At 52.0% G+C, this 15121-nt stretch carries 14 protein-coding genes; 6 read left to right on the top strand and 8 right to left on the bottom strand.

Annotated elements, in window-relative coordinates; genetic code table 11:
• Nucleotide 1: 1 nt before the first annotated feature.
• Nucleotides 2–1210, bottom strand: a complete 1209-nt coding sequence (locus EV12_RS06700; protein WP_036913658.1) for an MFS transporter — start codon at nucleotides 1208–1210, stop codon at nucleotides 2–4.
• 52 nt (nucleotides 1211–1262) lie between these two features.
• Entirely contained in the window at nucleotides 1263–1979 is a 717-nt protein-coding gene (locus EV12_RS06705) for an SIMPL domain-containing protein (RefSeq protein WP_036913659.1), read from the bottom strand.
• A gap of 58 nt (nucleotides 1980–2037) precedes the next feature.
• On the opposite strand from EV12_RS06705, the gene EV12_RS12915 reads away from it, so the two are divergent.
• Complete coding sequence (locus EV12_RS12915) at nucleotides 2038–2754, top strand: calcium-binding protein (protein WP_052039522.1); 717 nt, start codon at nucleotides 2038–2040, stop codon at nucleotides 2752–2754.
• A 90-nt stretch (nucleotides 2755–2844) separates the two neighbouring features.
• Here the strand turns inward: EV12_RS12915 and EV12_RS06715 are convergent, their stop codons facing one another.
• The 4 genes from EV12_RS06715 to EV12_RS06730 form a co-directional block, all read right to left on the bottom strand.
• Nucleotides 2845–4368, bottom strand: a complete 1524-nt coding sequence (locus tag EV12_RS06715) for a carotenoid oxygenase family protein (RefSeq protein ID WP_036913902.1) — start codon at nucleotides 4366–4368, stop codon at nucleotides 2845–2847.
• A gap of 72 nt (nucleotides 4369–4440) precedes the next feature.
• Nucleotides 4441–5067 carry an imidazoleglycerol-phosphate dehydratase HisB gene (gene hisB / locus EV12_RS06720; RefSeq protein WP_036913661.1) on the bottom strand — a complete coding sequence of 209 codons (627 nt, stop codon included), beginning with the start codon at nucleotides 5065–5067 and terminating at the stop codon, nucleotides 4441–4443.
• 27 nt (nucleotides 5068–5094) lie between these two features.
• Nucleotides 5095–5877 carry an enoyl-ACP reductase FabI gene (fabI, locus tag EV12_RS06725; protein WP_036913663.1) on the bottom strand — a complete coding sequence of 261 codons (783 nt, stop codon included), beginning with the start codon at nucleotides 5875–5877 and terminating at the stop codon, nucleotides 5095–5097.
• 99 nt (nucleotides 5878–5976) lie between these two features.
• Nucleotides 5977–6540 (bottom strand): hypothetical protein, encoded by a 564-nt coding sequence (locus EV12_RS06730; protein ID WP_052039521.1) that lies wholly within the window; start codon nucleotides 6538–6540, stop codon nucleotides 5977–5979.
• A 33-nt stretch (nucleotides 6541–6573) separates the two neighbouring features.
• Between EV12_RS06730 and EV12_RS06735 the strand changes: the two genes are divergently transcribed.
• The 3 genes from EV12_RS06735 to EV12_RS13205 all read left to right on the top strand — a co-directional run bounded on the left by EV12_RS06735 (nucleotide 6574) and on the right by EV12_RS13205 (nucleotide 10263).
• Nucleotides 6574–7194, top strand: coding sequence for a thioredoxin family protein (locus tag EV12_RS06735; RefSeq protein ID WP_241477277.1), 621 nt, complete (start codon nucleotides 6574–6576; stop codon nucleotides 7192–7194).
• Between the two features lie 54 nt (nucleotides 7195–7248).
• Nucleotides 7249–8475 (top strand): DegT/DnrJ/EryC1/StrS family aminotransferase, encoded by a 1227-nt coding sequence (locus EV12_RS06740; RefSeq protein WP_036913667.1) that lies wholly within the window; start codon nucleotides 7249–7251, stop codon nucleotides 8473–8475.
• A gap of 267 nt (nucleotides 8476–8742) precedes the next feature.
• The gene (locus EV12_RS13205; RefSeq protein ID WP_072014290.1) at nucleotides 8743–10263 is read left to right on the top strand and encodes a glycosyltransferase family 39 protein; all 1521 of its coding nucleotides are present in this window, start codon (nucleotides 8743–8745) and stop codon (nucleotides 10261–10263) included.
• Between the two features lie 295 nt (nucleotides 10264–10558).
• Here EV12_RS13205 and EV12_RS06750 read toward each other — a convergent pair whose 3' ends face one another.
• Nucleotides 10559–11119 (bottom strand): NUDIX hydrolase, encoded by a 561-nt coding sequence (locus EV12_RS06750; RefSeq protein WP_036913907.1) that lies wholly within the window; start codon nucleotides 11117–11119, stop codon nucleotides 10559–10561.
• Between the two features lie 69 nt (nucleotides 11120–11188).
• Complete coding sequence (folK, locus tag EV12_RS06755; protein ID WP_152562989.1) at nucleotides 11189–11884, bottom strand: 2-amino-4-hydroxy-6-hydroxymethyldihydropteridine diphosphokinase; 696 nt, start codon at nucleotides 11882–11884, stop codon at nucleotides 11189–11191.
• Here folK and EV12_RS06760 point away from each other — a divergent pair.
• The gene (locus EV12_RS06760; protein ID WP_036913678.1) at nucleotides 11820–13958 is read left to right on the top strand and encodes a putative cobaltochelatase; all 2139 of its coding nucleotides are present in this window, start codon (nucleotides 11820–11822) and stop codon (nucleotides 13956–13958) included. The two genes, folK and EV12_RS06760, sit on opposite strands and share 65 nt — an antisense overlap.
• Nucleotides 13959–14010: 52 nt before the next feature.
• Complete coding sequence (locus tag EV12_RS06765; RefSeq protein WP_036931169.1) at nucleotides 14011–15102, top strand: nucleoside hydrolase; 1092 nt, start codon at nucleotides 14011–14013, stop codon at nucleotides 15100–15102.
• Nucleotides 15103–15121: the final 19 nt, after the last annotated feature.

Raw genomic sequence — 15121 nt, forward strand, 5'->3', positions numbered from 1 at the left:
CTCATCGTTGTGAAGTGCCTTTGATGTTTTGCATCTGAAGCAGTGCAGCTAACACGATCCCCAACAAAGCAAGGCTGCCGTAGGTCAACTCCACCAGAGTTGTATTGCCGGGGGGCGATACCTGCAGCAACACCCCAGAGAGCATGATCATCAACGCTCCCATCAACGTGCCTGCTGTATTTACAAAGGCCACAACAAGAGCTGTTTGAGCTGGAGGGGCTGCAGCTTCTGCAAGAGGAAAAGCCAAAACACTCGTGCCGAGACCAAGACCGAGAATGGCTCCGGCCAAAATCAAAACGATGACTGATTGAGGGTTGGACCCCGCCAGGAGCAGCAGAGCGGCGGCGGCGCTGCAGCTGCCCGCCAACAGGATGGGACCACGCCTGGACTGATGACTGCCGAGCCAACCTGCCCCAAGCATTCCTGCTGATGTAAAGAGGGAAAGAACCATTCCCACTCCAACCTTGAGCGAACCGCTCCAGCCCTCAACCTGGGAAAGCAAGCCATATTGACAAAAGCCAAAAAGAGTTCCAGCACCCCAGGCATAAATCAAGGCCGCATGGACAACCTTCTTGATGGCATCGGCACTCCAGCACCCTGAATGATCAGTGACTTGGCGTTCGCTGATCGATTGGCTGGTCTTTGCATGACTCTGCCGCAAGGTTGCAACAACCACGACAACTAACGGTGCTGCCACCAGCAACGCCAGCACCATGATCTGCAACGTCACCTGCTGTCGCCAGGAGCCCAAATGGATCAACACAGGCATCACGGCTGCCAAGGCGGCGCCAAAACCAAGCAGGCTGTCAGTGGCACCCATCGCCAAGGCAAAACGTTGCGGCGGCAGGGTCCGCTTGGCGAGCAGCCCTGAGGCCGGAAAGGCGACAGCACAAGCAAGACCCATGCCAGCTCTACTGATGATCAAGCCATTGAGGGTTTCAGCTCGAGCGAAGGCCAGTGTCAGTGCGGTAGCCGTGATTGCGCCGAGTAACAACAAACGTTCTGCGCGACCACGATCCAACACCAAACCGACAGGGATCTGAACGAGGCCATAGGGGAGAAGGAAGGCTCCCCCCACAACGGCAACATCAGCAGAGGAGAGAGCAAGCTCATCAGCGAGCGATTGATCGAAATATTGAAAGCTCGTTTCAGACCAAACCATCCAGGCCACGAAGAGCAGGCTGAGGATCCAAAGCAAGCGATCGCGCATCAAGTCATTGAATACATCCAGGGAAATGTATTTGGAGCGAATCTGTTTGTCTTCAAGACAAGCAGTAATCGAGATTCAGTGTGAGCGACTGGCGCGGCTGCGGTGCTTCGTCGGGATTGAAACGTGAGCTTGCTGCTTTTGAAAAACTGAGCGAACGAATCGCTCCACCACCGCGCTGATCAATGCGCAGCAGTCGTACCTGCTTGAGGCCAAGTGCATCGGAAGTGGTTTCAGCCTGATGCTTGCCCTGCTGTAGAGCCCGACGTAACAACTGATTCTTCAACTTCTGTTCACTAGCAAGATCAGCACGTGAAGACATGCCTTGCAGATCAACGCCAGGCAGTCTGCCTGCGATCTGAATCAACGCGTCGTAATTGGATCGGCCCACCTCACCACTGACGCTCGTAGAAGCACGCTGCAGGCGAGGTTTGCCGCCATTGCCATCAATGGCATAACTACGTGGAGCAGGAATCTTGAGATCGCCCAGGCTGAGTGGCCTCAGGCGACTGCGAACTGTGGCTAAGCGCTTATTGAGCTGATCCATTGCTGCCGATGGAGTTTCAGCCTCGGCCTCCAGTTGAAGAGAGAAGCGAAAGCGATCTGATCGCAGCTCACCACTTTCACGAACACTGAACTGCAGCAAAGTTCCATCACATCGAAGTTCACCAGCATGAACAGGCGAGCTCGCCAACCCCAGCAATCCACTCGTGCCAACAAGCCAAGCAAACATCAAGGGAGAGCACAACAACCGCATCGGAGCTGAAAACATTGAACACTTAGATGTCTAATTTAGATCTAGCGACCTTGAGCCATCAAAGTGTTAATGAATGGCACACCGAACTCACCAACTCATAACCAAACATGACTGGATTGAAATCAAGAGTGATTTAAAGCTAGCAGGAGAAGCAAAAGTCAAGATACTTAATCACTTCAAACTTTCTGCTGGTGATTCATTTGTGATCACAGAAGTGGATGGTGATCTCACTAGTGAATACGATGGCCTTAATGAAGGCGATTCTGCAGGGCGTTTTAAAAGTGAGCACGGAGGAAGACTTGATCTTTTCGTGACTTATCAAGGTGGCGATGGCAATGATATTGAGCTCTATACAAAACCATTCTTTGGTGTTCTTCCTGATAGCTTGAGTGAGACAAGAATCATTGGTTCTGATGCTGATGATTCATTAACTGGAACGTCTGCAGATGAAGTGATCTTTGGTGCAAATGGTAATGATGTTTTGCTAGGAGGCGGTGGAGATGATCAAGTCACTGGAGGCAATGGCGATGACAAGCTTGATGGTGGCTTAGAAGATGACACCCTTAAAGGTGATTGTGGAGCTGATAATTACATCCTCAGTAGCGGGGAGAATATCTATGAGTCTTTCTCAATCGATGAGAATGATCAGGCTGTGGTAGGGAAAGGTGTTGACTTATCATTCCGGCAAGTTGGTGATAATCTATTGATTAAAGGAGTTGCCATTCACAGCACATTGCTTGATGTGGATAAGAATAACTTCCTAGCTGCTGATTACATTGACTACATCTAGTCAACCAAGCAAACCCTTCAGCTTAATGCGAACAATCAAGATCAAAATAAGCTTAGATTTTGTTCGCCAAGCAACTCACAGCGCCATCAATCAATCATCCGCAACCCAACTTCCATGCAATCCGTATGGAATCGTGATGGGCATCTCAAGCACAGCCTGCTCGCTTAAATCGTGTGCATTCAGAATTAACAACTGACTGGCACGACGCTCTCCATTCCATACAAAAACCAACAGCCAACCATCATCCTCAGCTTCACTGCCAGGGCGTGGCACCATCAATGGCTCACTGACAAATCCACGCGGCGCTGCACTCCATAAGCATTGATCACCATTGATCAAATCCAGTTTCTTGATCGCCTGAAGGGGGGCATAGCCGGTTTCACGCTCTGCCACAGCCATCCATGCATAACGAGCCGGCAACCCTTCTCGGCGTGGATTGACCATCGCAAATTCACAACAGCGCTCACTAAAGCGCTTGGTTTCGATTCCTTTCCCCAAAAGATTGATGCGGCACTGCTCTAATCGACCCTCAGGGAAAAAGTCAAAGTCCATCGAAAGGAAGTCCTCGCCGGGATCAATCGAGGGATAATCGCCGTAGTAAATGCTCTCCAACACCAACTCATCCCCCTCCTCCCAAGCATTGAGATGGTGAAAAACAAAACCATCGGGGGCATCAAAGATGCGCGGCGGCTGCCCAGCAAACGTGCCGCAATCACGAGGAATCAGCCAAAACTTTGCCTGTCCTCCAGGCTTAGACGTTAAACATTGCGCCGCACCCTTCTGACCAAGAACAAACGGCAACGGATTGAAGTTGATGGCATTCTGCAAAAAGAGCGACCAGTTGGGAGTAATCGCGAAGTCATGCAGAAAAGCAAAACCCTTAAAATTGTCTGTGCGATCACTGATGAGGCGTCCCGCATCTGGCCCCTCAGTGGCAAACTCCATCAGCCGGATCTTGCTAGTCGGCCCTGTATTCACACCAAAGGTGACCATGCGAGGCTCACCATGGTGGCCAGGATCGAAGCGGGGGTGAGCGCTAAAGGCCTCTCCAGACTTCAGCACCCCATTCAGACTCGAAAGCCCATGGGTTTCCAGGCTGACAGGGTCAAGCGCGTGCGGACCAGCCGCCTCCCAAAGAGCCAGTAACTGATCACCAAGTTGAACCACTTGGGTATTGGCAATGTTCTTAAAACGCACGTCAAAAGCATTCGCCCTCGCCCCACCACGCTTCTGCGTACCAAACACCCCCCGATAAAGGAAGCGACCGGCCTTTTCCTCTTCCTGCCAATATTTCGTTCGCACAAAGCGATTACTCAGCGTGGCCTTGCTATCGCTGAAACGCACAGCAGTGATCATGCCGTCACCATCAAAGGGGTGATGCACCCATTGCCCATCGCGTTCAAACCTGCCTGGACCATTGCGATAGTGGCTGCCTTGTAGCTCAGCTGGAATCTGTCCCCTCAGGGGACGTACAGACACAGCATTGAGCTCTTGCTCAACATTGCAATAACCACTTGCCCAGTCATCCCGATCAAACCCGCCGGGTACATCTATTGAGGCCGCGGACACTGTTGAAGGGCTATCGCTAACTGTGCTCACTGCAAGGCTGATCAAGATTGTCCAATCCTTACGCAAAAGGGCTTGCAGCCGCGAGCGAGGAAATCCCCACTCCCAAAGCATTCAGATTCAGCTCTGTCCGCCAGCCTGCTCCAGCACACCCTTGCTGCTAGGTATCGCACCGGCCCTACGCGGGTCTATTTCAATTGCCATTCGCAGAGCTCTGGCAAAGGCCTTGAAACAGGCCTCAACGATGTGGTGTGAATTGGTACCTGCCAACTGGCGAATATGCAGGGTGAGACCGCTGTTGTTCACAACTGCCACGAAGAACTCCTTCACCAACTCGCTGTCGTAGCCACCAATTCGCTGAGAGGGGATTTGCAGGCCATAACTGAGATGAGGCCTACCGGAGCAATCAAGAACGACCTGAACCAACGCCTCATCGAGTGGTGCCACAAAATGACCGAAGCGGTGGATGCCACGTCGATCTCCAAGGGCCTGAGATAGGGCCTGACCAACAGCAATACCAACATCCTCATTGGTGTGATGGTCATCGATGTGGGTGTCGCCCGTCGCGGTGATCTCCAAATCCAACAGGCCATGGCTGGAAAGCTGGTGAAGCATGTGATCGAGGAAGGCGACCCCCGTAGCAACGTTGCACTGGCCACAGCCATCAAGCCCAACACGCACAAGCACGTCTGTTTCAGCGGTGACGCGATGAACATCCCCCTGCCTTAGCGACGTCATGATGCCCATCCAAATGAAGTCATGCTGCCAGTCAAATCACATTCCGTTAATGCAGTAACCGGCATCCACATAGAGCGTCTGACCGGAGATACCACTGGAAAGATCGCTCAACAAGAACGCGGCTGTATTGCCAACTTCGAGCTGGGTCACAGTGCGACGCAAGGGAGCCTTTTCTTCAACGTTATGGATCATCTCGAGGATGCCGCCGATCGCAGAACTAGCCAAGGTGCGAATTGGACCGGCACTGATCGCATTCACACGTACCTGCTTATCAGGGCCCAGTTCTGCAGAGAGATAACGCACTGAAGCCTCCAGAGCGGCCTTTGCCACACCCATCACGTTGTAATTAGGAATGGCACGATCTGCACCGAGATAGGTCAACGTCACAACCCCTGCACCGTCACTAAACAAAGGCTTGGCGTGATGACAAAGCGGTGCCAGCGAGTAGGCACTGATCTCCAAGGCGCGTGCAAATCCCTCGGCCGAGGTGGCGCTGTAATCACCCACCAATTCTTCCTTTCCTGCAAAGGCAAGACAATGAACCAGACCATCCAACTGGCCCCACTGCTTGGCAATCTCAGCAAACACCTCCTCGATCTGATTGCCGTCCTGCACATTCAAAGGCAGAAACAAACTGGGCTCTAGAGGAGCAGTGAGATCGCGCACCTTGCCTTCCGAACGGCCCCTTTCATCCGCTAAATAGGTAATGCCCAGCTCAGCGCCGGCTGCTTTCAACTGTTGAGCGATGCCCCAGGCAATGGAACGGTTGTTGGCGATACCAGTGACGAGGATCTTCTTACCGCTTAGATCGAGAAGCATCAGAGCGAACGAACTAGGGAACATTGGCAGCGATTCTCTCCCATGCCACGCCGAGTTTCACTGGATAACCCGAATAAGGTCGCCAAGATTTCTATTCGATCAGCTTCCGGACGAGTTGCCGTTTAGCAACTCCTCCTGACGCCTCCTCTCTTCTTCTGGATCCCTGAGCAGGTCTTCTTCCTCCAAAGCGGGCAATCTCAAAGGCTTCACCTGATCAGCAGCACGGGGCGGCTCCTGCCAGAGCCATCTCGCCGTAGAGGCCCGTTCAAGACAGAGAGCCTTCAGCTCACGCTTCAAGGCATGGCGGACATCCCCGCGGGCCACTACCACGAAAAATTCCTTACGGGACGCAAGGCCTGAGCTGAATGGGGCATTGCCATTGCCGTTAAAGAGTCGTGCAGGGTCTGGCAACCAACGGGGCGTACAGATGGCTGGATCACTGGTGTCCGTTTCGAGAAAGAGATGCACGCCATAGCCATCAGGCTCACTCACCACCGCCAGGCCGTCATGAGCTTGATGCCGCTGCAAGGGATAAATAGCCCAGCTGGGTTCTGAAGACGACGTCATACAGCCGTTAAGGACTACGGCCAAAGCCCCTAGCAAGAAGGTCTTACCTTTTGCATTGACTTGCTTCAAGGCATTGATGCCGCCATGCGAAGTCATCCTGAATCAGCATTGAAGGGCTGCTTTCCCAACATGGCCCTCACTCCCTCCACGATGCTGCCTCTCGGTACCCCCTTACCGTCGTTTGAATTGGACGTGGTACCCGGTACCAATCTTGAGATCGATGGCGGGCTTGGCGCCCTGAACACAATCAGCACAAGCACCCTCCCAACCAAGCCCCTACTGCTGATGGCGCTCTGCGCCCACTGCCCTTTCGTGAAACACATTGAAAAAGAACTGACCCATCTTGATCAGGACTACGGAGATTCCGTGCAGCTACTGGCTATCGCAAGCAACAGTCTGATCACTCATCCCCAAGACGGGCCTGAGCAGCTCGCCGCTCAGGCCAAGCAACAAGGCTGGCGGTTCCCATATCTACTGGATACTGACCAAAGCCTCGCCAAGGCCCTACAAGCCGCCTGCACACCAGACTTCTTCCTATTTGCCCCCTCTCCACAAGGACTGCAGCGACTCTGCTACCGCGGCCAACTGGATAACAGCCGCCCCGGGAACCATGCACCTGTGACTGGATCCGACCTACGTGCTGCCCTAGGTGCCGTTTTGAACGGCCAAGATGTATCTCCCAACCAGCAGGCCTCGATCGGCTGCAACATCAAGTGGCACCCAGGCCAAGAACCACCCTGGTACGGCTGATCAGCCACTTCCTGAGCTGCTAAACCATCTTCGGCTCGGCTTAAGGTGCATCTCATGCAGGTGCCCCCTTTTAGCCTTACTCAACAGCTAGCCGAACTGGGGCCTGACCTTGATGAGGCGGTCTTGCGCGTGCTGCGCAGTGGCCAATACATCGGCGGCGCCGAAATTGAATCTTTTGAGCAAGCCTTTGCTAACTCAGTTGGCGTGCCTTATGTAGTTGGTTGCAACAGCGGCACCGATGCTTTGATCCTGGCCCTGAGGGCACTTGACATCGGAGCAGGAGATGAGGTGATCAGCTGTTCGTTCAGCTTTTTTGCAACTGCCGAAGCCATCAGTTCGGTAGGCGCAACACCTGTCTTCGTGGATGTCGAGCCAGACACCTATCTCATCGACCTGGAACAAATCGAAGCAGCAATAACCCCGGCCACCCGTGCCCTTCTACCGGTTCATCTTTTCGGCCGCCCCGTCAACATGGAGCAGCTGATGGCCATAGCCAACAAACATGGGCTGAAAGTAATCGAAGATTGTGCCCAAGCCACTGGTGCAGCATGGAACGGACGGTCCGTAGGCAGTTGGGGCGATGTGGGCTGCTTCAGCTTCTTTCCCACCAAAAACCTTGGCGGCGCTGGCGATGGTGGAGCTGTCAGCACACATGACGCAAAGCTTTCTCAGCGAATGCGAGAACTCGCTGTTCACGGAATGCCTCGTCGATATTTGCATACCGAACTGGGATATAACAGCCGACTGGATGCGCTGCAAGCCGCCGTTTTAAACGTGAAGCTATCAAAACTTCCGCAATGGGTTCAAAAACGACAAGCCATCGCGACGCGTTATCAAAAGTTGCTCACAAACCTTCCTTGCCTCGAGCTTCCAGATCCAACAAAAGCAAGCCATCTACAGCATGCATGGAACCAATTCGTGGTGCGGGTAACGAGCTGCCCAATGAACCAAACCAACTCTGAGAACCTTTGCAAACCGTCAAAAAGCAATGGCAGCAATAGCCTGCCGGATAGCAGTTGCCGTGATTGGCTCAAACAAAGTCTTCTAGAACATGGCATTAACACCATCATTTACTACCCAATCCCTATCCATCTCCAGCCGGCATATGAAGGACTACGCCAAGGCCCAGGCAGCCTGCCGGTCACTGAGCAGCTTTGCAGTCAAGTTCTGAGCTTGCCGATCTTCCCAGAATTGAGACAAGAGCAGCAGCAACAGGTTGTCTTTATGTTGCAAAAGCTGCTGAGTCCAACAAGCACAACGCAAGTGCGTGTAGTTGCTTAAAAAGCCTTGTAGCATCGTTAAGTGTGGGTTTTTAATCAGCGACGCTGCTCGAGATCACTATCTGCCACTCACAACGGCAAGAATCATTGCAATGATAATTTCACAGGTGTAGGAGTACCTTCATTTCACAGACGGGACAGCAATTCTCATTAGCGATTTCATTCCACATCCGCTCAATGATCGAGATCTACTCATCCCTATCAATCATGCGAGATTTGCAATTAGACCAGCAAAAAGAAACAACTAGCCAGGGCTAAATCACGGAGAATGAACAAGAAAAAGATTATTCAGCCTGCTAATGATGCAAATTCAGCGGCACTTACAATATTTTCCTCGCCATCGCCAAGAAGATGGAGAATACGCCTGCTCATAATCGCCCTGATCTGCTCAGCAGCGTTCATCTTTAAAGCCTTGGTGGCGGTAAATCTCACCAGCCTTTGGAATGATGAACTCTCCACAGTAGAGAAATCCTTTCAACCATCACTAAGTTTTCTGATTGACTATTTACGTACCGATGTTCACCCCCCTTTTTATTACGTCATTCTCTGGTTAGCAGGAAAGATCTTCGGAGAAACTGTAATCGTACTGCGATCATTCTCCTGGGTCGCATATGTGGTTGGCTGTGCAGCAATAAGCGCTGCAGCCTGGAGCTATCAGAAATCATCAGTTGCATCAATCTGTGCGCTCTTACTTTCTTGTTCAATACCTTTCACAGTTAGCTATTCAGTCGAGGGCAAAGCTTATGCATTCTTATTTGCATTGATCAGCACCGCACTAGTATTTCGGTTGCGCGTAATACAAAACAAACCTAATTCAAGCTACTTATACGTACTTACATCTGCCGCAGTAGGCCTTACTCATTATTATGGGCTTGGTCTATTAATAGCACAAACATTAACAGACGGAATCCGTAATAAAAGCCGCCTTTTTTCTTGTGGTTGCTTAGCTCTTGTGCTGCCAAGCCTTTGGATGTTAATCAACTTAGAATTCTTGACTGGCCAAGGTGGGCGAGAATGGCTAGCGCCTACTAACCTTCTCTCCCTAAAATTACTTCAAAATCTTCTTTTAACTGCCTTAGGTCCACACTGGAAACTAGTAATTGCAATAGGTCTTGGAACCTTCCTTCTACTGAAACTCACCCAAACAAATACCTCTTCGCCCTCAGGTCTATTTCTTATACAAGCATGGGGATTAGATGCAGGACTGTTACTCTTAATAATCACTTATACAATATCTATTTGGAAGCCTTCTGCATTGCCTCGTTATTACATAGTTCTAGCACCTGCTTGCCTAGGAGTCATTAGTTGCTGGCTAGGGTCACACATACATTCCAAAGATCTGCTGCAATGGCGCGGGGTGCTTCTAACAGGAGTAATAGCAATTCTATTATCACTTTTCTGGACGGATTCATTCCTAAGGATAGCCCCAGAAAAACCATATAAACAACGCAATGATTCAAATTATAGGGCCCTGTCGATTAACGCAGCAACAAGCGAAATAAAACTCACGCGTGAATGCAGTGCGCTCAATGCCAGTGATTATGTACTAAGGCAAGGCAGAATATTATTGCCAGGCCCAAACTGGATTTGCATCAATAATAATAGACTGCCTAAAATCGCTTCAAAAATCAAAGGTGGCCAAGAAGTCGTAATGGCCGATAGCAAATCAAGAAACCTACGCAAGCATCGATTACAGAAAGATGCCAAAGTGCTAGAAGGAATGGGATTCAACTGCTCTAAAGCAGAAGTGATCGAGCCTGCAAGCCAAGTCATACGTTGCTGGCGTTAGCAAAAGGGGAATGAGCCAATAGAATGGCTATTACCATTCCTTTAGAGAAATAAGCCAGAAAGCGAACACCGGAATGGAGCCAATTACATATAGGGGTGCCTACTGAATAGGCTAAAACAAACAACATGTCAATCACTATTCTCTATAATCTGTTCGACTAAGCAACCACAACTCACACAAGCAAGGCTACTTAAAACCCTTGCTTAATATTTGCTATTACTAGTTATTAGGCAGCACATGCAGAAATAGATACTGCTTCGCAGTCATACCAGAACAGCCAGCCTAATGGTGAGATTCAGAGACCCAACAACTGACGCGCCCGATACCAAGCGGTAATGCTCTTGCCGTCCAGAGCTTCATCACCACTAGCCAAGCAAGCATCAAATTCAGCTGGGGTCATATGCAGCACCTCAAGATCCTCGTCTTCATCACCAGCAGGACATTCGCTCAGGGCTTTAAGGTCGCGGGCAAGAAAAAGGTGAATGACTTCATCGGAGTAGCCAGGGCAGGGCAGCATCTGCCCCAGAGAATCCCAGCGAGCTGCGCTGTAGCCAGCTTCCTCTGCCAGTTCCCGCTCCATCGAAGCCTGCGGATCTTCCCCCTCCTCAAGCGTGCCAGCAGGGAATTCCAGGATGCGTCGGGCTACTGCAAAGCGGTACTGACGAAGCACCACAACCCTGCCATCGGCTGTGATTGGCACCGCTAAGGAAGCACCGGGATGGCGAATCAGACCAAAGAGACCCTGTACCCCCATCGGCAGCTCAAAACGGTTGATCTCAAAGCGAATCTTTCTTGCCTCCAACGCTGCTGTGGTTTCCAACAGCAGAGACGGCTCAGGGGGTGGAAGAGGCACCATGTTGACCACAAACAAAGAACTCCCAACATGGTGGCTGATGCCCCGACACGGCATTGAATTGCGTCACCCCTATTCAAGCCAGTCCAAATCTGGGGGAATACGGCGCGGCACCTTACCCACTCCCGTTAGGGCCGCTGCAAGTGGCACCACGACAAAACTTCGCTCAATCAGACGGGGGTGAGGAAGGGTTAGGACCTCGTGCTGAACATGTAGCGCTCCCCAGGCCAGCAAATCAAGATCCAAGGAGCGAGACCCCCAGCGGAGCAACTCTGCTTGGCGATCTCGTCCGAAGAGCTTTTCCAGGGCTAGAAGGCTGTCTAATAAGGACAGAGCAGCGGCTTCACAAGGCTGCAACAAAGCCAGTCGTGGCCCATCTACCACAAGAACAGCATTGATATAGACAGGCTGTTCGGGTGGACCGCCAACGGGGTCGGTCTCAAACAATGGCGACCAACGACAACGCAAACCTGCAGGATTCACCTTCACGCCTGGCACCTCTCCAAGCGATGCTGAGATCCACTCATGGATGGTCTGCTCAAGCTCGGGCCGCACTGCCAGCAGGGTGGCCCGAGGAGGTCCAACCTCACTAGCCAAATTGGCTCCTAGTGCCACAGCCAAGGTGCTTGGAGCAGGATTGGCTGTGGAGGTTCCGAGCTGATCAGCGAGACTGGCAGACACGTCATCGAGCCGGGGAGACTCCATGGTTGCAAGCGGATCGGCCGTAACTGCCAACAAAAGGTCCAGCAATCGAGCAGGCCAGGACATGGCCACTCGCGCTTTTCCTCTTGCCGCAATCACAGGACATGGAACGCTCAAGCTGTCACTGCTCCTAGCAGCGGTTGATCCAGAACTGGGTGGGGTGGTGATTGCCGGCGGTCGCGGCACTGGTAAATCGGTCTTGGCTCGGGGGCTGCATGCACTGCTACCGCCAATCGATGTGCTCGATCTCGAAGCCATTAGCAAAGATCAGCAGCCTTCAGAAATTCATCGCCCCATTGGCCTCAACCTGGACCCACAGCTCCCTGAGGAATGGGACGAAGCGACCCAACGGCTCATGACGCAGCAGGGCGCCAACCTTGAGGAGGACTCATCGGAGCCACTGCCGAGCCGTGTGATCCCAGCACCCTTTGTACAAGTTCCAATTGGCATCACTGAAGACAGACTCGTTGGCGCTGTTGACGTCACCGCCTCCCTAACCAGCGGAACCCCTGTTTTCCAACCTGGACTACTAGCAGAGGCCCATCGGGGAGTGCTCTATCTAGATGAGCTCAATCTGTTGGATGACGGCATCGTCAACCTGATGCTGGCGGCAGTGGGGGCCGGCGAAAACCGAGTAGAGCGAGAAGGCCTCAGCCTCAGCCATCCCTGCCGTCCACTACTCATTGCCACTTACAACCCTGAAGAAGGGGCAATGCGCGACCACCTACTAGACCGTTTCGCCATCGCGCTCTCCGCCGACCAGCTCATCAGCAACGAGCAACGTGTTGAGATCACCGAGGCAGTCCTGGCCCATGGCCAATGCAGTGTCAGCTTCGCTGCAAAGTGGGCCCAGGAGACCGAAGCACTAGCAACCCAGCTGATACTGGCCCGTCAATGGCTGCCGGATGTACAAATCAGCCACGCACAAATCGAATACCTGGTCAATGAAGCCATTCGTGGAGGCGTGGAAGGGCATCGCTCCGAGCTTTATGCAGTACGTGTGGCAAGGGCCCACGCAGCTCTCAGCGGCCGAGACCAGGTTGAAGCAGACGACCTCCAAGTCGCCGTGCGGCTGGTCATTGCACCGCGTGCCTTGCAGTTGCCGCCTCAAGAAGAGCAAATGGAGCCTCCTCCACCAGAGCAACAGCAAGCACCGCCACCACCAGATCAATCGCAAGAAGACACTTCTGAAGAGGATGAAGATGATGACGAAGACAGCCCTGAAGAGCAGACAGCACCACCGGTTCCAGAAGAGTTCATGCTTGATCCAGAAGCAATCGCAATCGATCCAGACCTTTTGCTGTTTTCTGCAGCCAAGTCAAAAAGTGGAAACAGTGGGAACCGTTCGGCAGTACTCAGTGACAACCGTGGCCGCTACGTCAGGCCCATCATCCCTCGTGGCCCTGTTCGACGTATCGCCGTCGACGCGACATTAAGAGCGGCAGCCCCATATCAAAAAGCTCGTCGATCCAGACAGCCGGATCGCACAGTGATTGTTGAAGAAGGAGACCTGAGAGCCAAGTTGCTGCAGCGCAAGGCTGGTTCACTCGTCATTTTTCTTGTAGATGCAAGCGGTTCGATGGCTCTAAATCGCATGCAGGGCGCCAAGGGAGCAGTCATTCGCTTGCTCACCGAAGCCTATGAAAACCGAGATGAGGTTTCACTCATCCCATTCCGAGGAGAACAAGCAGAGGTTTTACTACCTCCAACCAAATCGATTACTGCAGCAAAAAGAAGGCTTGAAGTGATGCCTTGCGGTGGCGGCTCTCCTCTCGCCCATGGCCTTACCCAGGCTGCTCGTGTGGGTGCTAACGCATTGGCAAAAGGAGATCTCGCCCAAGTTGTCGTTGTTGCTATCACTGATGGACGCGGAAATGTACCTTTAGGAACCTCGTTAGGCCAACCGCAGCTCGAAGGAGAAGACCCCCCGGACTTGAAGCAAGAATTACTTGATGTTGCAAGCCGCTATCGCAGCCTTGGAATCAAATTGCTGGTCATTGACACTGAGCGCAAATTCATCGGCAGTGGCATGGGGAAAGAGCTGGCAGAAGCTGCTGGCGGCAAATACGTACAACTACCGAAGGCCAGCGATCAAGCGATCGCTGCCATCGCTCAGGACGCGATCGGAGATCTCAAATAAACGCACAATCGTGCTTCGTCATCTGTTTGCCATTGCATTTTCGGCTCTTTTAATGGTCGCCTTTCCCATCGCAACGCAGGCGATGGACTGGATCATCGAAACCGATATGGGTGTGGATGATCAGATCTCGATTGTGTACATGGCAACCAAGTCACTCTCATCAGATGCGATCAACATCAAAGCCGTCCTAACCCAGGGCAATGGAATGGCCCATGCCGGCCCTGCCAAAAATAACGCTGTGCGACTACTACGACTAGCTGGCCTGAAGTCAACTGAGCTGCCAGATGTGGGCACCGGTAGTCAGTACGGACTCGATGGCTTTCATCAATATCCAGCCGACTGGAGATATAACAATGACAACCTCAGTCATGTCTCTATACCTGATTACCAGGAAGCCTGGAAAGAACACAATCAATCCTCAGAAAGTCTGCTTAAGCAACATTTGATCCGCTCCAAAAGGACGAATCAACCCATTTCCATCCTCTCCCTTGGCACATTTACCAACATTGCCAAAGTTCTTCATGAGAGTCCTGAACTAGGAGGACAGATCACCCAAATTATCTGCATGGCAGGAGCTGTGGATGTTCCCGGGAACCTCAGGGTTCATGGATTTTCCGACCAGGCAAAGAACAGATTCGCTGAATTCAACGCCTGGATCGATCCCATTGCCACCAAGATGGTTATTGAATCTGGCATCCCGATCAAATTGATCCCACTTGATGTCACCAACAAAGCATCGCTCACTAAAGATTTCCTCGAAAGATTCAAAGCAAAAACCTCAGGGGAAGCAGCCACCGCCATGGCTGAATGGTGGCAAAAAAACCTCAACCCAGAGACCGGCGAGTACTACAATTGGGACCCATTAGCAACAGCTATTGCGATCAACCCAGGTATCATTACCAAGCAGAAAGCAGTCAAAATCACTGTTCAGGCGAACACAACACTGAGCCAACAAGACGGCGATGTGATCTTTGGAGAAAAGTCAGATTTCGACATTCTCAATTGGAAAGGACATACACGGCGATCCTTCAATCCCTACAACGCAGGACGCACACAACGGAGCCACTCCGGGGAACTGGTGAATGTCATCTTTGATGCTGATATTGAACAATACGAAAAGGAGCTCATTGAGACTTTCAGCTAAAAACAACTGATCCGAACTG

The sequence above is a fragment of the Prochlorococcus sp. MIT 0701 genome (genome assembly GCF_000760295.1).
GTDB lineage: Bacteria > Cyanobacteriota > Cyanobacteriia > PCC-6307 > Cyanobiaceae > Prochlorococcus.